This is a genomic window from Bacillus sp. RC252, from assembly GCF_044909215.1.
Classification (GTDB): Bacteria; Bacillota; Bacilli; order Bacillales; family Bacillaceae_G; genus Bacillus_A; species Bacillus_A mycoides.
Window position 1 is genome coordinate 19,030 of record NZ_JBIYDV010000017.1, and the last position, 19,117, is coordinate 38,146.

22 protein-coding genes and 1 riboswitch are annotated in these 19,117 nt (G+C 35.2%); of the genes, 7 read left to right on the top strand and 15 right to left on the bottom strand.

Going from position 1 to position 19,117, the window contains the following annotated elements; genetic code table 11:
- Nucleotides 1-56 precede the first annotated feature (56 nt).
- Entirely contained in the window at nt 57-530 is a 474-nt protein-coding gene (luxS, locus tag ABH960_RS21640; RefSeq protein ID WP_001141371.1) for an S-ribosylhomocysteine lyase LuxS, read from the bottom strand.
- Between the two features lie 128 nt (nt 531-658).
- Here luxS and yidD point away from each other — a divergent pair, with 128 nt between their 5' ends.
- Nucleotides 659-895 carry a membrane protein insertion efficiency factor YidD gene (gene yidD / locus ABH960_RS21645; protein WP_002112460.1) on the top strand — a complete coding sequence of 79 codons (237 nt, stop codon included), beginning with the start codon at nt 659-661 and terminating at the stop codon, nt 893-895.
- On the opposite strand, the gene ABH960_RS21650 is transcribed toward yidD, so the two are convergent.
- A complete protein-coding gene (locus tag ABH960_RS21650; RefSeq protein WP_002089163.1) occupies nt 892-1,455 on the bottom strand; it encodes a beta-class carbonic anhydrase in 564 nt (187 codons plus the stop codon). The two genes, yidD and ABH960_RS21650, sit on opposite strands and share 4 nt — an antisense overlap.
- Nucleotides 1,456-1,679: 224 nt before the next feature.
- Between ABH960_RS21650 and cydA the strand changes: the two genes are divergently transcribed.
- Nucleotides 1,680-3,029, top strand: coding sequence for a cytochrome ubiquinol oxidase subunit I (gene cydA / locus ABH960_RS21655; protein WP_404448381.1), 1,350 nt, complete (start codon nt 1,680-1,682; stop codon nt 3,027-3,029).
- Nucleotides 3,019-4,047, top strand: a complete 1,029-nt coding sequence (cydB, locus tag ABH960_RS21660; RefSeq protein WP_404448383.1) for a cytochrome d ubiquinol oxidase subunit II — start codon at nt 3,019-3,021, stop codon at nt 4,045-4,047. Before cydA ends, cydB begins: the two co-directional genes overlap by 11 nt.
- A gap of 169 nt (nt 4,048-4,216) precedes the next feature.
- Here the strand turns inward: cydB and ABH960_RS21665 are convergent, their stop codons facing one another.
- On the bottom strand, nt 4,217-4,450 hold the full coding sequence (locus ABH960_RS21665; RefSeq protein ID WP_088040298.1) for a spore germination protein: 234 nt from the start codon (nt 4,448-4,450) through the stop codon (nt 4,217-4,219).
- 84 nt (nt 4,451-4,534) lie between these two features.
- Complete coding sequence (locus ABH960_RS21670) at nt 4,535-5,347, bottom strand: S-layer homology domain-containing protein (protein ID WP_003192053.1); 813 nt, start codon at nt 5,345-5,347, stop codon at nt 4,535-4,537.
- A gap of 745 nt (nt 5,348-6,092) precedes the next feature.
- On the opposite strand from ABH960_RS21670, the gene ABH960_RS21675 reads away from it, so the two are divergent.
- A complete protein-coding gene (locus ABH960_RS21675) occupies nt 6,093-7,127 on the top strand; it encodes a YdcF family protein (protein WP_404448385.1) in 1,035 nt (344 codons plus the stop codon).
- A 202-nt stretch (nt 7,128-7,329) separates the two neighbouring features.
- The gene (locus tag ABH960_RS21680; protein WP_000738210.1) at nt 7,330-8,202 is read left to right on the top strand and encodes a YitT family protein; all 873 of its coding nucleotides are present in this window, start codon (nt 7,330-7,332) and stop codon (nt 8,200-8,202) included.
- 138 nt (nt 8,203-8,340) lie between these two features.
- Here the strand turns inward: ABH960_RS21680 and ABH960_RS21685 are convergent, their stop codons facing one another.
- From ABH960_RS21685 to ABH960_RS21705, 5 genes are all read right to left on the bottom strand, one after another.
- On the bottom strand, nt 8,341-8,559 hold the full coding sequence (locus ABH960_RS21685) for a hypothetical protein (RefSeq protein WP_002167505.1): 219 nt from the start codon (nt 8,557-8,559) through the stop codon (nt 8,341-8,343).
- A gap of 97 nt (nt 8,560-8,656) precedes the next feature.
- Complete coding sequence (locus ABH960_RS21690) at nt 8,657-9,475, bottom strand: DUF4247 domain-containing protein (RefSeq protein WP_002129590.1); 819 nt, start codon at nt 9,473-9,475, stop codon at nt 8,657-8,659.
- 13 nt (nt 9,476-9,488) lie between these two features.
- Nucleotides 9,489-9,995, bottom strand: a complete 507-nt coding sequence (locus ABH960_RS21695; protein ID WP_113938174.1) for a DUF4178 domain-containing protein — start codon at nt 9,993-9,995, stop codon at nt 9,489-9,491.
- Nucleotides 9,996-10,016: 21 nt separating this feature from the next.
- Nucleotides 10,017-10,421, bottom strand: coding sequence for a DUF350 domain-containing protein (locus ABH960_RS21700; protein ID WP_002089172.1), 405 nt, complete (start codon nt 10,419-10,421; stop codon nt 10,017-10,019).
- Between the two features lie 80 nt (nt 10,422-10,501).
- Nucleotides 10,502-11,167 carry a PspA/IM30 family protein gene (locus tag ABH960_RS21705; RefSeq protein ID WP_002015754.1) on the bottom strand — a complete coding sequence of 222 codons (666 nt, stop codon included), beginning with the start codon at nt 11,165-11,167 and terminating at the stop codon, nt 10,502-10,504.
- A 403-nt stretch (nt 11,168-11,570) separates the two neighbouring features.
- Between ABH960_RS21705 and ABH960_RS21710 the strand changes: the two genes are divergently transcribed.
- On the top strand, nt 11,571-12,149 hold the full coding sequence (locus ABH960_RS21710) for a lipoprotein BA_5634 family protein (RefSeq protein WP_002129594.1): 579 nt from the start codon (nt 11,571-11,573) through the stop codon (nt 12,147-12,149).
- A 35-nt stretch (nt 12,150-12,184) separates the two neighbouring features.
- Here the strand turns inward: ABH960_RS21710 and ABH960_RS21715 are convergent, their stop codons facing one another.
- The 3 genes from ABH960_RS21715 to ABH960_RS21725 are packed head-to-tail and all read right to left on the bottom strand — an operon-like array spanning nt 12,185 to nt 14,581.
- Nucleotides 12,185-12,352: a FeoB-associated Cys-rich membrane protein gene (locus ABH960_RS21715; RefSeq protein ID WP_000989601.1), complete on the bottom strand. Its 168-nt coding sequence runs from the start codon at nt 12,350-12,352 to the stop codon at nt 12,185-12,187.
- 16 nt (nt 12,353-12,368) lie between these two features.
- Nucleotides 12,369-14,357, bottom strand: coding sequence for a ferrous iron transport protein B (feoB, locus tag ABH960_RS21720; RefSeq protein ID WP_404448390.1), 1,989 nt, complete (start codon nt 14,355-14,357; stop codon nt 12,369-12,371).
- Entirely contained in the window at nt 14,354-14,581 is a 228-nt protein-coding gene (locus ABH960_RS21725; RefSeq protein WP_000060512.1) for a FeoA family protein, read from the bottom strand. Before ABH960_RS21725 ends, feoB begins: the two co-directional genes overlap by 4 nt.
- Before the next feature lie 191 nt (nt 14,582-14,772).
- Nucleotides 14,773-14,874: riboswitch (TPP riboswitch) on the top strand.
- Nucleotides 14,875-14,960: 86 nt separating this feature from the next.
- On the opposite strand from ABH960_RS21725, the gene thiT reads away from it, so the two are divergent.
- Nucleotides 14,961-15,620, top strand: coding sequence for an energy-coupled thiamine transporter ThiT (gene thiT / locus ABH960_RS21730; protein WP_044443876.1), 660 nt, complete (start codon nt 14,961-14,963; stop codon nt 15,618-15,620).
- A 219-nt stretch (nt 15,621-15,839) separates the two neighbouring features.
- On the opposite strand, the gene ABH960_RS21735 is transcribed toward thiT, so the two are convergent.
- The 3 genes from ABH960_RS21735 to ABH960_RS21745 are packed head-to-tail and all read right to left on the bottom strand — an operon-like array spanning nt 15,840 to nt 19,054.
- Nucleotides 15,840-17,693: a sensor histidine kinase gene (locus ABH960_RS21735; protein WP_113938176.1), complete on the bottom strand. Its 1,854-nt coding sequence runs from the start codon at nt 17,691-17,693 to the stop codon at nt 15,840-15,842.
- Entirely contained in the window at nt 17,690-18,379 is a 690-nt protein-coding gene (locus ABH960_RS21740; RefSeq protein ID WP_113938177.1) for a response regulator transcription factor, read from the bottom strand. Before ABH960_RS21740 ends, ABH960_RS21735 begins: the two co-directional genes overlap by 4 nt.
- A 54-nt stretch (nt 18,380-18,433) precedes the next feature.
- Nucleotides 18,434-19,054, bottom strand: coding sequence for a class D sortase (locus ABH960_RS21745; protein ID WP_404448394.1), 621 nt, complete (start codon nt 19,052-19,054; stop codon nt 18,434-18,436).
- Nucleotides 19,055-19,117 lie beyond the last annotated feature (63 nt).

Sequence of the window (19,117 nt, forward strand, 5' to 3'; positions counted from 1 at the left end):
CAAGTTTTCTCTTAACAAAATAAAAAAACTGCCCTTTCACAGGCAGTTTTTCATTCTTATCCAAATACTTTCTCAAGTTCATCTTTATCTTGGCTTAACCAGAAGTTCATTAAGCGTTGTGCTCCTTCTAAGTCGTGAAGCTTCGCTTGGCCACATTGTGTTTCATTTGCAGCTGGAATTTCTGTAATTTGAACCGCATCTTTTAATGTTAGTTCTAATAAATCAATGATTTCTCGAACCGTCGGTGTTCCGCTTACCACAAGATAATATCCTGTTTGGCAACCCATTGGTGAAATATCGATAATATCAAAATGCGGATAACGATCAATATATTTACGTAAATTAAATGCTAATAAATGTTCTAACGTATGAATAACATCTGGTTTCATTGCTTGTTTATTCGGTTGGCAGAAACGAATATCAAATTTATTTACAATACCGTCGCTACCTACGTTGTGAACTCCGCAATGTCTTACATAAGGTGCCTTTACAATCGTATGGTCTAATTCAAAGCTTTCTACTGATGGCATACAACATCTCTCCCGCTTTTAATTTAATTCCGTTATATCCAATATGATATAACGGAAATCAACATTAGTAAAGAATTATGTACTGTCGTGCTATAATACTTTAAGACTATGCTGAAAAGGAGACCATTATGAAACAGATTTTTATCGGTATTATACGCTTTTATCAAAAGTTCATTTCTCCGATGACACCGCCAACGTGCCGCTTTCATCCGACTTGCTCTCATTATGGATTAGAGGCGTTTCAAAAACACGGTGCCTTCAAAGGATTTTGGCTTACATGTAAGCGTATATTAAAATGTCACCCTTTCCATCCAGGAGGATTTGATCCTGTCCCAGATAAAAAGGATGACAAAGTAAATTCTTAATTTTCGTAACCATTTACAACTAAATCTAATTTTCCTGTGTCAGGATCTATAACAAGACCGTGAACAGGTACTTCTTCCGGAAGTAACGGATGGTTGCGGAGTATTGACACACTATGTTCTACACTTTCTTCTACACTAGAGAACCCTTGTAAGAATCTTTCTAAATCGATTCCAGAATAACGAAGTGTATCTAATTTCTCTTCTGTTACGCCGCGCTCTTTCATTTTTTCAATTGTACTGCTTGCTTGAATTTTTGCCATACCACAATCATGATGACCGACAACACATACTTCATCAGCTCCAAGCTCATATACAGCGACTAAAATACTACGCATAATACTTCCGAATGGATGTGAAATAACAGCGCCTGCTACTTTAATAATTTTCACATCACCGTTACGCATATTCATTGCTTTCGGTAATAATTCAACAAGACGAGTATCCATACAAGAGATAATTACCATTTTTTTATTTGGAAATTTTCCTGTTTCATACTCTTCGTATTTTTTCTCTTCAACGAATTTTTCATTGTATTGTAAAATCTCTTCTAATGACTTCATAGTAAAGAACCCTCTTTTCTCTCATTTACATTACATATGTAGTGTACCAAAATTTGAAAAACTCAAAAAGGATATTGCTTTATAGTAAAAATAGGATATTTTCAGATAATCGACATAATTCTTTCAAAATATACACACACCTTTGTAACAAGTCTCACATACTTTAAACATTTTTTCACTATAAACTGATTGTAGATAATGTAAAAAAGGAGTGAATATTTATTATGTCCGACGTTCTGTTACTAAGTCGTTTTCAATTTGCAATTACTATTTTTTATCACTTTTTATTTGTACCTTTGACAATCGGACTTGTTATTTTAGTAGCATGTATGGAAACTCAATACGCCCGCACATTGAATCCAACATACCGCAAAATGGCAAATTTCTGGGGAAAACTTTTTACAATTAACTTCGTAATGGGGATTATAACTGGGATTACGATGGAATTCCAATTTGGAACAAACTGGTCTGAGTACTCCAAATATATGGGGGATATTTTCGGATCACCTCTCGCAATCGAAGCACTCGTTGCCTTCTTCTTAGAATCTACTTTCATGGGAATATGGTTATTCGGTAAAGACAAAATCTCACCAAAATTCCGTGCTTTCTGTATGTGGATGGTTGCACTTGGAACAAATATTTCTGCCCTTTGGATTATTACAGCAAATGGCTTTATGCAAAAACCCGTTGGCTATGTAGTACGTAATGGCCGCGCTGAATTAAATGACTTCTGGGCTCTTGTTACAAATCCATACGCTTGGAACATGTTCTTCCATACTGTAATTGGTTGTTATATTGTCGGTGCTTTCTTCGTTATGGCAATTAGTGCATATCACTTACTACGTAAAAACGAAGTGGAATTCTTCAAAAAATCATTTAAATTTGGTTTAATGTTAGGTTTATTCGCCGCAACAATTACACCATTTATGGGCCATCAATCCGGTGTATCAGCTGCTAAATATCAACCAGCAAAAGGAGCTGCGATGGAAGCAGTTTGGGAAACTGGAAAAGGACAAGGATTCTCGATTGTTCAAATTCCTGATGTAAAAAACGAAAAAAACTTTGAATTCCTTACTATTCCGAAACTAGGAAGCTTCTTCTACACAAACTCATTTGATGGCGAAATTGTTGGTTTAAAAGATATTCCGAAAGATGAACGTCCAAATGTTAACCTCGTGTACTATAGCTTCCGCTTAATGGTTGCACTTGGTATGTTCTTTATGGCATTAACTTGGTACGGTTTCTACTTAAACCGAAAAGGAAAACTAGAAAACTCAAAACGTTATTTAAAAATCACAATGTGGTCTGTTTTACTACCATATATCGCAATTAACGCTGGGTGGATTGTTGCCGAAGTAGGTCGTCAACCATGGACAGTATATAAACTGATGCGTACAGCGGAATCTGTATCACCTATATCTGTTCCACAAATTTGGTTCTCCTTAATTAGTTTAATCTTGTTCTACACATTACTTTTAATCGCAGATGCATACTTAATGCTAAAGTTCGCGAAAAAAGGACCTGCTGCATTAGAAGAGCCTGCTACTGAAGGAGGTACAGCTCATGTCTCATGATATGCTTGCAATTATCTGGTTCGGTTTATGGGGCGTAATTTGGACAGTTTACTTCATTCTTGATGGCTACGCACTCGGTAACGGGATGATTTTCCCATTCGTTGCGAAAGACCGACAAGAACAAAATCAATTACAAGAAGCAATTGGTCCATTCTGGGGTGGTAATGAAGTATGGTTAATTACAGCTGGTGGTGCAACATTTGCTGCCTTCCCAATCACATATGCAAATATGTTTAGTTACCTATATACACCACTGTTTTTAGTATTACTTGCACTATTTGCTCGTGCCGCTGGACTTGAATTTATGCATAAAGACGATTCATCAATTTGGCAAAAAACTTGTAAATGGGCATTTACAATTGGTAGTTTCCTAATCGCCTTCTTATTCGGCGTTACATTCGCTAACCTGTATTACGGGCTGCAAATCGGAAAAGATGGTTATGAAGGAACTTTACTTAGCTTACTAAACCATTATGGTATTTTAGGTGGTCTTTTCTTCACTGCTATATTCGTCGTATCTGGTGCCCTTTGGATTATGATTAAAACAACTGGCGAAGTATCTGATCGTGCTTATAAAATCGCAAGACCATTTTCAATGGCAGCTGCTATCATTTTAGCTATTTTCTATGTCGCAACTGCAAATCGTACAAATTTATTCCAAAACTTCACGGAATATCCTGTACTATTCATTCTTCCAGTACTTGCAATGTTAATGAGTGTACTCACACTTATTATGGTGTACAAACATAAAATCGGCCTTGCATTCACATTCGTTTGCTTAACAATCGCAATGTTTATGACAACTGGTTTTGCAGGTATGTTCCCAAGAATGTTACCATCTCGTATTAACGACGCTTATAGTACAACGTTATACAACGCAGCTGGTAGTCAATTAAACTTAAAAATTATGTTCTTCGTTGCAATCGTCATGGTACCAATCGTTATTGGATATCAGCTTTGGAGCTACAGCATATTTAAAAATAAAATTCATAAAGACTCTGCTAAAGGATATCACTAAAATAAAAAAGACACTTCGAGCGAAGTGTCTTTTTTATTTTACGTATGATTTTCGATAAGATGTTACATTGCTAATCTAACAACTATGATAAAGAAGAATCACTAACAGCTCACAACTAAATTGTATCACAGGGCACGCACATCATTTTATGCAATTTTACATATAAAAATTATAACGTAGATTGAATTACTTGGTCATACACATCGTTATCCGTTACATCTGCCGTACTAATACCACTGAATGTCCTCACATTTAATCCGGTATTTGAAGATCCCGATCCATTATAAGCTTTCGTTTTTTCAATCGGATGCACATTATATTTATCACCTAAATTAATTGTTCCGTTACAGTTTTCAATAATAACACCTTCAACGACTGCCGGCATTTTTTCACCTACTTTCATTTCGTTACTCCCATTCTATGAGAATCGCCTAAAAAAATAGCATGTGTAAATAAGAAAAAAGCACTCAGGCTGAGTGCTTTTTTCTTATTTACCGCTCTTCTTTCTCTCACAAGCAATTCCATCGCCATCACGATCTAAATGCTTACCGTAATACGGACTATCTCTTGTAATATCGTAAACTCCAGCATCATTTGCTTCTTTACAGTTAGCAAAGCGTTTTGGTTCTGGCTTTTGTTCCGGCTTCACCTCTGGTTGTGGTTGTTCTTGTCTTGCTCCTGGTCTTTCTTCAAGTGGTAATGTCGCGTTATATAAGAACTGAACATATTGCTCACGACTTACATGCATTCTAGGTGCGAATTTACCATCACCAGTTCCAGCTGTAATATGATTTGATTTAACTGCAGTAATCGCAGGATTCGCCCATCCATTTCTATCTACATCCGGGAAATTATGATCCCCTCTAATTTGCAATTGAAACCCTTTTGTTAAAATTTGTGCCATTTCATCGCGAGTTAACGAATCTTTCGGCCTAAAGTTCCCTGTGTCATCTCCAGCAAATACACCTATCTCTGTTAAAGCAAGAATCTCTTTTTTAAACTGAGTCGAACGATCAGTAACATCTTTATAAGGATTATTATACTGTTCTTTTACTGCTGGCTTTAATTGACGGAACATAAGGGCTGCAACTTGCTCACGAGTTACATCATCACCAAATCCAAAAATCCCATTTCCATATCCAGCAACAATATTTTTATTTGCTAAATCCATAATTGCCTTATAAGCCCAATGATTGTTTGGAACATCTTTAAACTGAGTACTTGCCTGCGCTGTCCCGATTGAAGTAAATGCTGTAGTTGCAACAATTGCACCTGTTAAAAGTAATTTTTTAAATCCCATACTTAAGTCTCCTTCTCTTTTCCATAATAACCATTTAACAATATAATAAATTATATAAATTCATTTTGTCATATTCTGTCGAATACAAAAAAAGAACCCCGAAGGATTCTTTTTTTGCTAAGCACAAATGGCAATTTTGGAGACAGTTGACTCTTTCAAAATTTATTAGGGGTAATATTTTGAAAAAGAAAGCCTTTCATATGTAGCTTAACACCACTGGAATATATAGTAAATTGATAATCTTTATACGGAAGATTGCTAATGTTTAGTATAGATAGTTTGCACTACGTTAATAGTGGAAATTATCTATACTAAGAAACAAAAAGACGCCTTTCAAGAAGACGTCCTTTCCCCTGTTTATATATACCCCATCCCGCTTTTTGTAAACACACACTAGAAAACAGAATCATGAATTGTTACAAGATTGTTAGGTACAAAAAGAGTAGAGGTAAATATTAATATAAAATTCTGCTTTATAGCGTGTATCCACAACTTATATTTTAATCCTCTTCCCTTGAAAATAAACATAATATGCATAATTACATACCAAAAAGAAAAAGACACTTCACAGAGTGCCTCTTCAACCATTTTACTTTTAATATATCACTTTGAATACATTTTACCATATTTAACTATATCGATTGTTGAGAAAATTCGAAATCGTTATTTTTTTATCAACATCTTCAAAATCATGTAATATTAAGGATGCAATAAAACATTATACAAATTGAGGTGTACTATATTTATGTTTTTCGGAATCATTCCTCTTATATTGTTTATTATTTTTCTTATCTCTTACTTAAAAGATCCACGAAAAATAATAAATGGCTTTTTATTTAATGCCTTTTTCTGTTCATTTCTATTATTTTGTGCAATCGCCTCGTTTGCATCTGGTAGTAACACTTTACATTTCATCGTTATTCTACCCATGTTAGCTCTACTTTTCATGATACCTTTTGGCATCGTTGCTCTAATGTTTGGACTATTTCTTAATGCGAGAATCTTGATGAGGCGTGAAGGAAGACGCTTTACAAACTCTTTAACTTTAATTGCTGCTTTAGGGATTTTATTCTGTATACTAATCCCTATCATAAATCCAGCAAGTTTATTCTCAGAGCATTTTCAATTTATTTTTGCTGCTATTTCTCTTGTAACTATGTATTTCTTTATACATTTATCTAACTTCTTAAGCGCTTATTTTCTATACCAATTCAATAGACCGAGACGTAATCAAGATTTCATCATCGTTCTTGGTAGCGGCTTAATTAATGACAAAGTGCCACCCTTACTTGCAAGTCGCATTAATAAAGCAATCGACTTTTATTGGAAGCAAGCCGCTGTGAATACACCACCAACAATCATTTTCTCTGGTGGGCAAGGGCCTGATGAAGGTCTTCCGGAAGCAGAAGCGATGCAAAATTATGCTGTTGAAAAAGGCATTCCGCTTGAATATACGGTACAAGAAAATCGTTCTGTAAACACATATCAAAACATGTCGTTCTCTAAAGAAATTATGGATTCTTTAAAACCAGAAGGTAAGTATAAAAGTATTTTTACAACGAATAATTTCCATCTTTTCCGTGCTGGCATATATGCAAGACAAGCTGGCCTTAATAGCCAAGGAATCGGATCAAAAACAGCCTTTTATTACTGGCCTAATGCAATGATTCGCGAATATGTCGCAATTGTCGTTATGGGGCGTAAGCGCCATATGAAAATATGTGGAACTATTTTAGGTTTCGCTTTATTCCTAACAGTCGTTAGTTTTATACTTTCTTAACAACATCCCATCCTTTAAAAGGGTGGGATTTCTTATACGAATTTCAAAAATATTTTAATGGTACTATGGTGATAATATTCCCTGCATACATCCATTAAAGGAGAATTTTTTCAAATATAATGTTAAAATGGTTGTTAGGCATGAATCGAACTGATTAGCAAACATGTAAGAAAAAGAAACTAGTTTGAAACGAGGAAATTATATGAAAAAAATGATCAAGAGTAAGCCCAATAAGCTGAAAATTGCTTCAAAAGCTTTGATGATTATTATTGGGGCATTTATCACAGCGTACGGATTAGAAGCTGTCTTAATTCCAAATAACGTATCCGACGGTGGTGTGACTGGTTTAAGTATCGTTAGTTCAAGATTATTTGGATTGCCATTAGGAGCTCTAATCGCAGTTATTAACATTCCTTTCGTTTGGTTAGGATATAAACAAATCGGTAAAAGCTTTGCAATTTATTCCATCATCGGGATTGCTTCATTAGCAATAGGTACCGTTGTCATGCACGGAATACCAACTATTATTGAAGGCGATACACTACTCGTTACAGTTGTTGGTGGTATTATTATCGGTTTCGGTATGGGACTAGCCTTACGTAACGGCGGCGCATTAGATGGAATCGATATGCTAGCTGTATTACTTTCTCGTAAGTTACCTTTTGGAACAAGTGACCTTATTTTATTCTTAAATATGTTTGTCTTTATTTTTGTTTCAACAGTATTTGGTCTTCAAGGGGCTATCCTTTCGGCAATTGCTTACTTTATCGCTTCGAAAGTGATTCATATCGTTGAAGTTGGTTTAAGTGGTTCGAAAACATTTAAAATCATCACGAAAGAGCCTGAATTAATGGTAGAAACAATTCGCGATCGTTTAGGCCGAAGCGCAACGTATAACGAAGTATATGGTGGTTATTCAAGAGAGAAATTCAAAGAAATTTCTTGTGTAATTAACCGTTTAGAAGAAAGTAAAATGAAGGACCTGATTAATGAAATCGATCCTAATGCCTTTATTACAGTTTATGACGTAGCTGAAGTAAAAGGCGGTAACTTTAAGAAACGTGATATTCATTAATCATTATGAAAAAAGAGGGTGTGCCAAAATATTGGTGCAGCCTCTTTTTATTATGAAGTTGGTAAATCGATATTCCTTTTCGAATCGTTGATATATTTTGAGCTACGATAGATATAATCGAAAAACCGTTGATATATTTTACTCCCCCCATCTTCCCCCGCTTTTAATCCAATCGACGTACTTTTGAAAGGCGGGCACTTCATGCTGAAAGCGAAGCGGAACATATAGAAAGAGAGTACATGTACACAGTATCCATAGAATACCTACTATAAAGTGAAATTTCATCGTTGTGCTAATAAACAAACTGAGAAATAAGACGAGGAACATAATCAAACTAAACCTTTTATATATACTCATAATAATCTCCTCCTTATAACTTAATTGTACCAGCTATAAGGAATTAATTCCCATAATAAAAAGACCGAAAAGAAAATTCCACTTTTCGGTCTCTACACTATCTTCTCTTCATAATTTTCCCTGAACCGCCAACCCTTGTTTTCGGGGGCGACGTATTCTTTGGTGGGGTTTTAATGGATGATTTCGGCTTCACATCAGATCCACTCGAGCCACCCGGGTTTTTCGTAATTTTCCCTTTGCTTCCGGTAGAAGGCGGTGGCGTCGTTTTACTTCCTTTTTCCGTAATACTTCCTTTATCACCTACAGATGATTTCGGATCTACATTATCGCCTCGCTTAATAATAGATCCTTTCCCTTCCTTCGTAATTGGAGGCGGGGTTTTCTTTTCCTCTTTCGTAGGTGGTCTTTCCGGGATCACCGGTTTATGATTTTGTCTGTCATTATATCCGCGATAATCACCGTATGATGATTTGCGTGAACCGAATATATCGTTTAATATACTCCCCATTATATATCCTTGTAAGAAGGATGGTTGGTAATTTTGACGGACAAATTCTTCATTGCTTATTTCAATTAACGTATCAGATGGTTTCTCTTTATCCTTTTGTAAATTATACATTTTATCAGAATAAACGAGGAACATTTGATTTTCGTCTTCTTTAGATGCTTGCTTCGGTTTCCTTTCGGCTATAAGTTCCTTTGCAACTTCAGGAACTGACCGATTGGCGGCCCTATACACGTAAGATTCTTGTTTACCATCCTTTGCGACAGACTCTAGTGGGTAACGGTCCTGAATTGACTTCGCCTGACCACTTTGACAGCCCGATAAAGCATAACCGGCAATAACAAGTAATGTAACGATAGCAAGTATAGGGATCACGAACGATTTAATCATGGTAAACAATCGGTTTGACATGATTACGCCCCCCTTATGTTGCTCTTATGATTTGTACATCAGCAGGAATAATTACTTCTCCCTCATACATCATTGTGCGACCATTTTGCCATTCAACACGTAATAATTTGCGGTTATCAGATTGGAATTCCCATACGTACTGTTCTTCTGAAGCAGCGAATGGTGTTTTCCCCATAACAACAACACGTCCATTATATTGTTCTTCCATATGATACTCTATATCATCCATTTCAATCGTCGTCGGAATTTCATCGATTGAATCTAAACGACCATCAATCGGTGTATACAATTTGTAATACGTATTTTCACGGTCTTCAATTTTCAAATAACGAATATCTTTCCCGTCCTGCAAAGTTAAAACAATCTCTTTGCGAGAATGCATGCTCGTTTTCCCAGTTAATTCGTACATGACTAACGAGACTTCAATCATATCGCCAGGAGCCAACGTTAAAAGACTCTTTTCTGGCCTCGGCGGCTCTGGGCTTTTCATTATATTTTTAATACGTTTAAATAAGCTCACAATCTACCCCTCCTTTTCTCTTTATAAACAAGCACCTAAAATAAGTGCACCAACGATATGTAATGAACCAGCTAACAACGCATGTGCTACGCTGCCTTCTTTCGTTCCTTCTTCTAAATCTAAACCAGACATTTTCTTTAACACAAACTCAATGAACATTTCTACAATTAATAAAATAACGAATGAAACTGCTGAGGCAAGAAGCGCTTGCCATAAGTCATTCGCTTTCGTAATCGATTGTGACAAAATGTATCCTTGAGCGAATAATTTCATAACGAAACGCGTTGTCACTGCTGTATTTCCATTTTTCATCTCTTTTAAATCATTGTATTTTGTAAAAATCGAATCAACCCACATAATTGCAAATAAAAGTACTGCACTCGCCCCAGTCCATACAAGCATAGCTAAAACATTCATCCACGTCATTACAAAACCTCCTCTAAAAAAGTAATAGAAAACCGACATGAATTCTCTTCAGACATGTCGGTTTCTTTGTCTATTCTATATTATTTCTCATACTGCTTCATAATACGAGCTAATTCATCGTCAACAACAGAATTTTTGTTTAAGCTTGCGAATTCATCATCTAACGACTTTTCTTTCTTGTAAATTTCACCGCTTGCTTCTGCTTCAGCCTCTAATTGAAGTGCTTTCTCTTCCATACGGCTTAAACCAGCTTTTGCTGAATTTGAATCAAATCCAGACATCGCCTGATTAATATTCTTTTGTGCTTTCGCTGCATTTACACGTGCAACAAGTGTTTCACGTTTATTTTTCAGCTCTGTTAATTGCTTACGCATTTCTTCTAGCTTCAGACGAAGGTTATCAGCAGCTGCTTTGTTTTGCTCATAGCTCGCTTTATACTCATTCATCTTTTGCTCTGCATTTTGTTTTTCTTCAAGAGCACGACGCGCAAGGTCAAGATTGCTTGCTTGAACAGCCATATGAGCTTGCTCTTCACGTTTTTTCACAAGTGCTTCTTGCTCTTCAAATAATATTTTGAATTTCTTCTCAAGTGCAATTTGAGCTGCTACACTTTTCTCAGCTTCTTGTACATCCGCTTGCATATCGCGTAAATATTGATCCGTCATCTTAACTGGATCTTCCGCTTTTTCAATTAATGAATATACATTCGACATTGTTAAATCTCGTAATCGTTTAAATACAGACATTCTAATTCCTCCTATGACTTACCTCATATTTCAAATTCACTACTTGGAAAACTGAAAAATCTCCCTTAACAGTAAAGAATATTCATTTTTACAGCCTATGTGTTTATTATAACAAAACTAATATGTCCTTACATGTTATTTCCAAAATACAGCCAATATAATATGACATTCTAGATAAAACATTGTATTCCTAATATATTCTCATTAATCCTCTTCAGAATTGACATATTTTTATGCACTTTCACTAAATTACATTATTGTAATGTTACTGTAAGCTAACTCGATAGTTACGTTTCAATATTTCTTATACACTAATACCAGAAGCAACAAACAAGCTTCTCATAATTTCAGGACTAATACAAAAAATGTATTTACTATAAAACATATAAAAGGAGCAATCATCATGAAAAAATTAGTAGGAATCGGATTAGCAGCAGCAATTTCATTCGGAGCATTATCAGGTTGTTCTTTATTAGGAGAAAAAGCGAACGGCTTTGTACTATACGGAACAGATGAGCAAATTCAACAAGTTACAGATAAAAATAAAAAAGAAGTGAAAGAAAAAGACTTCTATAAAATGAAAATGACAACATTAGAGGGTAAAAAAGTTCTTGTAATGGATAAGAAAACTGGTGAAGAACTGGTGAAAAAAGAATTACTTAGCAAAGTTGATAAAAACGATGATACAAAACCACTTGATAAATTACCAGCTGTAACAACAGAAGAAGGCGTGTTATTTGCAAAAGAGAAAGTAGAAAATGCTACACTTGATGGGGCAAAATTAAAATACGAAGGCAACACAATTATCGGAAGTGGCCGTGCATATGCAGACATGTTCGCAATTGTTGACGATGCAACTTATGGAAATGTAAAAGGTGATGAAAAATCTGTTGGTGTATTAAAATTCGATAAAGACCCTAGTAAAGAATTCCCTGGTTACAACGGAGTAGAAGCTTCTCAGCTTGTAAAAATTAAAAAGTAAACAAAAAAGCTTTGCGAAATTCGCAAAGCTTTTTTCTATTTATGAGCAATTTGCTCCATATCTGGACTACAAGTTTGCGACTGACATGACTTACTTAAAGAGCATGCTGCGCATTTGCCTTTTTTACTTCTCTTTACAAAATTAACTAACGTATATGCTGCATAACCAAAAATGATAGCTCCAATTATAATATTGACCATCACCGCGATACATCTCCTTCTAGAATCCGAGTAAGGACCCAACTTGGTATATAATGAGCGTTAATACATAAGCAACAACGAGCGGATAAACGACAGAGAAAACTGTCCATTTCATCGATCCAGTTTCACGTTTAATAACAGCTACTGTCGCTAAGCACGGAACATATAATAAAATAAAGAACATAAATGCATAGGCTGATAGCGCAGTATAATGTGCTCCCATTACATTTCCTAGCACATCTTCTTTAACCGCATAAATAATTGCCATCGTAGAAACGACAACTTCTTTCGCTAAAAATCCTGTTAAAAGGGATGCCGCAGCTTGCCACGTTCCAAAACCGAGCGGTGCAAAAAGTGGTGCAATAAATCCACCAATCATCGCTAAGAAACTGTCTCCCATATCAACACCAAATCCTGATGGACCTGCATAGTTTAATAACCAAATGACAACAGAACCACCGAAGATGAATGTACCCGCTTTACGAACAAATCCTTTACCTTTCTCCCACGTGCTCAGCCATAACGTTTTCGCTTGCGGCACACGGTAAGGTGGTAGTTCAATTACAAAAATAGATTTTTCTGCTTTTAAAATAGTAAGAGACATAATTTTTGTAACGAGTAATGCAAGAACAATACCTGCAATGTATAAAGAGAACACAACAGTCGCCTGACTATTAGGGAAGAAAACTCCCGCAAATAGTGCATATACAGGTAAACGTGCCGAACAAGACATAAACGGTGTTACAAGAACTGTAAGTAACCTTTCTTTTTCTTGTTCAATCGTTCTCGCTGCCATAATACCTGGAACGTTACATCCAAAGCCGATAATCATCGGAATAAATGCTTTTCCGTTTAAACCGAAAAACTCCATAATTCTATCCATAACAACTGCAATTCGTGCCATATATCCCGAGTCTTCTAATAATGAAATGAAGAAGAATAGTGCAAAGATTTGTGGAACGAATACTAATACCGCACCAACACCAGCAATAATACCTTCTGTAACGAGTGCTTGAATAAAGTCAGAAGCCCCAACACTTGTGAGCCCAGCTGTAACCCAATCAGTAAGTTGTCCGCCAAAAAATCCATCAAGTATATCAGATAAAGGTGTACCAATCCACGTAAACGTAACCTGAAAAATAAAAAACATGACTGCTAAAAAGATTGGAAGTCCTAAAATTTTATGTGTAATTAACCTATCAATTTTTTCTGAAAAAGGAATTTTCCCTTCTTTCTCATGTTGCATAACATTTGTTTTTAACTTTTCAATATACGCTTCACGAGTCTTGTAAATGTGCTCTTCCAACGTACAATCAAGTTTTCCATCTAAACGAGATCGAATGGCTATAAGTTCCTTATAAATTGGTAATGCTTTCATTTCTTTTTCTACTACTTCGTTATTGCTTAAAAATTGAAGGGCTAACCATCTCGGATGCTCATAATTCGCTGTCTCTAAAAGAGCGATTACCTCTCCAATTCCTTCATCCATTTGTACACCATATGAAATAATGAATGGCTTTTTCTCTTTTTGTTTCTCTTCATGAAGAGTAGTAAGTAATTCTTCACAGCCTTTTCCGGTTCTTGCGATGACAGGAACGACTGTTACACCTAATATTTCTGATAGCCGTTTTACATTAATAACAATTCCTCTTTGCTTTGCCACATCAATCATATTTAAACCAATTGAAACGGGCTTACCAAATTCAAGTAATTGCAATGTTAAATGCATATTTCGCTCAAATTGAGAAGAATCCACTATATTTAACATATGATGAAATTCATCTGTTAGTAGAAAATTCGTAACGACACCTTCATCACGTGAAACTGGATTCAAATCATAAACGCCTGGTAAATCAATTAATGTTCCTTGCTTATCTTTTAATTTACCAACCTTCTTTTCTACTGTTACACCACTCCAGTTTCCTACATATTCATAAGAACCGGTAAGTGCATTAAATAATGATGTTTTCCCTGTATTCGGATTCCCTAGCAAAGCAACCTTATTCACGCTAATTCCACCTTTATCATTTTCGCGTCACAATGACGAATACTAATTAACTGTCCACGACACTCCAATGTACAAGGACCTTTAAACATCGCTTTCTGTTTCAAGCGAAGTTCGCTTCCTTCCGCGAGACCGAAAGCAGCTAGTCTACGCTTTAATAACTGATCTAAAGACTGAATACTTTTTACTAACACTTTCTCGCCAATTTTAATATCTACTAAGCTCATAACCTTCCCCCTCAGAAGAGAATGATAATTATTTTCAAAAAAATTATATCATACTCTATTTCACTTGGACTATATCTTTTTGCTTCATATTTATTAACATTTCAATACAATTATATTTCAATAATTGTCATACAAAGTATGTTTGCCATTCTCATCCATTTCACTTACAATAAACAATAACAAAAGAATCTCGTTATCACAGGGGGAGCCTTACCGCTGAGAGGGAACAATTCGTTCCGACCCTTTGAACCTGTTAGTTAATGCTAACGCAGGAATTGTGCAAACGTCCGAAATACACACCTCTTTTTTTATTTACGTATTTCGTATCCTCCTATGATAATGTTCTTTTTTGTGAAACTTGGATTTAGGGGGAGACAACATGCGTAACACCAATTTACAAGCGATGATCGAATCTGCAATTCTTGCAGCCTTCGCCTTGATTATCGACATTCTACCATTATCAATTAAACTTCCAACAGGCGGTTCCATATCATTTGCTATGATTCCTATTTTTATTATCGCATACCGCTGGGGCTTCAAAAGGGCTTTCTTAGGAGGCTTAATTTGGGGGCTTTTACAAATTGTCGTAGGCGATGCTTACATTCTAACACCAGTTCAAGCATTCATTGAGTACTTCATTGCCTTTGCCTTTATCGGCTTTGCTGGTTTATTCTATCGTCCAATTCAAAAAGCACTTGCCTCAGACAACAGTAATGCAGAGCATTCAAGTTTTGGTAGTCGCAAAGATAAACCAAAACAAAACAAAGGAAAAAAAGCACTCGTTTACATTATCCTTGCCACATTTGTCGGCAGCTTTGCACGCTATTTCTGTCACTTTATTGCTGGTATTATTTTCTTTGGTCAATATGCACCTAAAGGACAATCAGCTGTGCTATATTCATTAATTGTAAACGGCAGTACCATGATCGGTTCTTTCATACTATGTACTGTATTACTAATTCTTTTATTTACAACTTCACCACGCTTATTCAAAAGCATCGGTGCTTATCAAATGAATACACAAAAAAAGGGCGCTTAATTAGCGCTCTTTTTTTATCAAAGCTCTCAATGAGTAATATCAATAATAAATACAATAAATGCACAAAGAAAAATAAATACCATCACGCCTAGTAAATCGCTATTCACGGCTAATCTACTCCTTACATAACCTCATTTTCTATCCAAATTATACTTCTTAAAAATAAAGATTAGGTAAAGATAATATGAAGTTAAATTAAAAAAACGTAGATTGTATTATCTACGCTTTTTTCGGTAAATAGAAGTAAAATAAAACACCATCTTCGGTATTCTTCACCCCATATTCAGCATTGTGCAGTTCTAAAATATTTTTTGAAATCGCAAGGCCAAGCCCTGTTCCACCTTGTGAACGTTTCCTTGCCGCATCCACGCGATAAAAACGATCCCAAATTTTATCTAATTGTTCTTCTTCAATGTGAGCACCTTTATTTTCAATACATACTTTTATATGATCCTTCCCGTCTATTGTGGAAATAATAATATCTTCTTTTTCTGGTGTATAACGTATTGCATTCGTAATAAAATTCACAATTACTTGTTCAATTCTATTTTGATTCCCAATCACTTCTGCTGGACATATATGTTTGTGCACACTCAGTTCTTTTTTCTCTATCTCCGCTGAAAGCTGTTCACATATTTCTTCAATCACTCCATCTATATAGAAAGAATCCATCTTCATGTTATATGTGCCAGACTCAAATTTAGCTAATTCAAGCATATCCAAAATTAGTATATCCATCTTGTCTACTTCTTTTTCCATCGCCTGAAAATAGTAGTCTTTCTTATGTTCAGCTACCCCATCTTTTAAAATGGAAATACAGCTTTTCATAATACTCAGCGGCGTTTTTAGTTCATGCGATACACCCGCAATAAATTCTTTCCTTGTGTTTTCTAACTTTCTTTCTTTTTCAATATCTTGTTCTAACTGTCCAATATGTGAATGTAGTTTATTAGATAATGTATTAATATTTTGCGATAAATCACCAATTTCATCTTTTGAAGTAATCGGAATTTTTTCTGTGAAATCCAAATGAGCTATTTTCTTCGTTGTATCATTTATTTTTAGTAACGGTTTTGCAATTTGTTTTGAGTAATAAAACGAAGCTAGAAAAATTAGAACGACTACAAATGCTACAATATAGATGTAATAATCTTGCACCATTTGTACAGCCTCATCTACAGGCTGTAAAGAAGCCATCGCATATATATATGTTACCGATCCGTCTTTTTCTTTTTTTGGTTTAATTAATAATTTATATTTTATATCATTTTTTTCATAGTCCATTATTTGTGTTGAATACTGTATATGATTATTCTCTTTTAATAATAACTCAGTTTGAAATTCCTTTATGCTATCTAAGAATAAACTATTTTTATAAATTGGATTCACAGGACCTTTTACATCGGGGAACTGTACTTTCGTAACACGTCCTACTATGAAAGCATCTAATTCCTGAGCAGCTTGCTCCTGAACGGCCGGCTTCTTTTCCTTAACAACTTGTTCCTCAGCTGCTTTCTTTTTCTCCTGATCTAATTTAATCATTTTCTCATTAAATGCTTTTTCTAACGGTTTATTAGATCCACTTAAATTTTGTTTACCTAACGAGAAAGAGAATGGAATAAAACTTTCTTCTTTTCTCACTCCAGAAAAATAAATTTCTTGTCCTAAAAACTTCTCTGATAATTTATTATCAATCTCCTCTATATTGACGAGATTACCTAAGGGAATCTTGAATATTTGTTGTCCAAAGCTCTTTTGTTGCCTACGGTCTATCGTTACTTCAAAATAAAAATCATCCACATGTTTTAAATTCCCATTCTGATCTAACGTCGTAATCCACGTATTATTTTCTCTTAAAAAATCTTGCTCCAGTTTCTGAACTTCTTCTGCACTTCCTGCATAATTCAAATAATTCTTCTCAAAGGAATTTAAATTCACTTTAATATCTTCTACTTTTCGGTTCGCATAATATTGTTTGAAAAATATTGTTTGCCCAATAAATATCGTCGCTAAAATCAACATACATAGGGCTGTTGTAAGTGTAAATAATTTAAGTACAATCCCATTTCTCATATGTTCCCCTCGAATTTATAACCGGTTCGCACTACAGTTGTAATGTGCTTTGATTTCTCTCCTAATTTATTTCGTAAATTACGAATATGGCTATTAACCGTTCGATCATCACCAGCAAACTCATATCCCCAAATTCTTGAAATTAATTGCTCTCTTGTTAGTACAATTCCTTGGTTTTTCATGAAATACACTAATATTTCAAATTCTGTATGTGTTAAAGTAATGTCTGCCTCATCAACAGTAACAGTACGTGACGGAAAATGGACGTGAATGCCATGAATTGATAACGTATCATCTTCATTTTCTAAAGGTTTCTTTGATGCTTGTCTACTTTCTAATAATCGTTTCGCTCTCGCTAATAAAATAGGCGGACTATACGGTTTCGCAACATAATCATCTGCCCCAAGCTCAAATCCAAGTAACGTATCATCTTCATCTACACGTGCCGTCAGCATAATAATTGGGACCCCGGACGTCTTACGGATCCTTCGGCAAACAGACCATCCATCTAGTTCTGGTAACATAATATCAAGTATAACTAAATCGACCTCTTCTTCTTCAAATAAAACTAAAGCCTCTTTCCCGTCTCTCGCTTCAAGCACTTTATATTGTTCACTCAAAAAGTAATCCTTTAATATTTCGCGTAAAATATCTTCATCTTCAACAATCAAAATGTTTTTTGACATAATCTATGTCTCCCCCTCTCATTTTAAGTAGCTAGCATTTTGTACTTGATAATTTTATTTTGAATTGCTCGTAATTAACTTTGCCTCGATAATATATCGATCCGGTGCATCCCCTATATAATCAAATGGATAACAAGTCGTCAGTGTTAATGTCGGTTCTTCTTTTTTTACAATAACAGTGCGATCATCCGCGTGTGTAATCCACATCTTTTGAATTTCATATGTGTACATTGTATTGTCATATTCTACAATGAGATTGTCTTTTTCTTTAAGCTCCCCTAATTCTGTAAATACAGTATCCCTATGCCCGCTCAGTACAGTATGCCCTCCTCCAGATGATGTTGTCGTTAAATCACTAACAAACATACCGACTCCTTTTTTCAATGTAGCATCATTTGCTCCCCAATATATAGAAAACTTCTTCTTTATTTTCGGTATATTTAACATAGCTATCTTTTCTCCTTCTTTATGTTGTATTTGAGAAGAAGGTACTTGGGAAGTTACAGGTGTTTCATGTGAAAGTTGATTATCTTGTATATTTTTAAAGCTCTTTATTTCTTCTTTCGTTAATTCTCGAGCAGAGCTTTTTCCTTTATACCATTCCACAGCGTAATACGATCCCATGAATAGCCCTATGGCCATCAATATGATACCGATATAATTGAGTAACTTCATGTTCCATCCCTCCATGCAAAAAATGGTAGGAATAACCTACCATTTTTAATATATGAAATTATC

Excerpts from the sequence above, each read along its gene's own strand:
- luxS (WP_001141371.1), bottom strand. The coding sequence starts at position 530 with ATGCCATCAGTAGAAAGCTTTGAATTAGACCATACGATTGTAAAGGCA.
- yidD (WP_002112460.1), top strand. The coding sequence starts at position 659 with ATGAAACAGATTTTTATCGGTATTATACGCTTTTATCAAAAGTTCATT.
- ABH960_RS21650 (WP_002089163.1), bottom strand. The coding sequence starts at position 1,455 with ATGAAGTCATTAGAAGAGATTTTACAATACAATGAAAAATTCGTTGAA.
- cydA (WP_404448381.1), top strand. The coding sequence starts at position 1,680 with ATGTCCGACGTTCTGTTACTAAGTCGTTTTCAATTTGCAATTACTATT.
- cydB (WP_404448383.1), top strand. The coding sequence starts at position 3,019 with ATGTCTCATGATATGCTTGCAATTATCTGGTTCGGTTTATGGGGCGTA.
- ABH960_RS21665 (WP_088040298.1), bottom strand. The coding sequence starts at position 4,450 with ATGAAAGTAGGTGAAAAAATGCCGGCAGTCGTTGAAGGTGTTATTATT.
- ABH960_RS21670 (WP_003192053.1), bottom strand. The coding sequence starts at position 5,347 with ATGGGATTTAAAAAATTACTTTTAACAGGTGCAATTGTTGCAACTACA.
- ABH960_RS21675 (WP_404448385.1), top strand. The coding sequence starts at position 6,093 with ATGTTTTTCGGAATCATTCCTCTTATATTGTTTATTATTTTTCTTATC.
- ABH960_RS21680 (WP_000738210.1), top strand. The coding sequence starts at position 7,330 with ATGAAAAAAATGATCAAGAGTAAGCCCAATAAGCTGAAAATTGCTTCA.
- ABH960_RS21685 (WP_002167505.1), bottom strand. The coding sequence starts at position 8,559 with ATGAGTATATATAAAAGGTTTAGTTTGATTATGTTCCTCGTCTTATTT.
- ABH960_RS21690 (WP_002129590.1), bottom strand. The coding sequence starts at position 9,475 with ATGTCAAACCGATTGTTTACCATGATTAAATCGTTCGTGATCCCTATA.
- ABH960_RS21700 (WP_002089172.1), bottom strand. The coding sequence starts at position 10,421 with ATGACGTGGATGAATGTTTTAGCTATGCTTGTATGGACTGGGGCGAGT.
- ABH960_RS21705 (WP_002015754.1), bottom strand. The coding sequence starts at position 11,167 with ATGTCTGTATTTAAACGATTACGAGATTTAACAATGTCGAATGTATAT.
- ABH960_RS21710 (WP_002129594.1), top strand. The coding sequence starts at position 11,571 with ATGAAAAAATTAGTAGGAATCGGATTAGCAGCAGCAATTTCATTCGGA.
- ABH960_RS21725 (WP_000060512.1), bottom strand. The coding sequence starts at position 14,581 with ATGAGCTTAGTAGATATTAAAATTGGCGAGAAAGTGTTAGTAAAAAGT.
- thiT (WP_044443876.1), top strand. The coding sequence starts at position 14,961 with ATGCGTAACACCAATTTACAAGCGATGATCGAATCTGCAATTCTTGCA.
- ABH960_RS21735 (WP_113938176.1), bottom strand. The coding sequence starts at position 17,693 with ATGAGAAATGGGATTGTACTTAAATTATTTACACTTACAACAGCCCTA.
- ABH960_RS21740 (WP_113938177.1), bottom strand. The coding sequence starts at position 18,379 with ATGTCAAAAAACATTTTGATTGTTGAAGATGAAGATATTTTACGCGAA.
- ABH960_RS21745 (WP_404448394.1), bottom strand. The coding sequence starts at position 19,054 with ATGAAGTTACTCAATTATATCGGTATCATATTGATGGCCATAGGGCTA.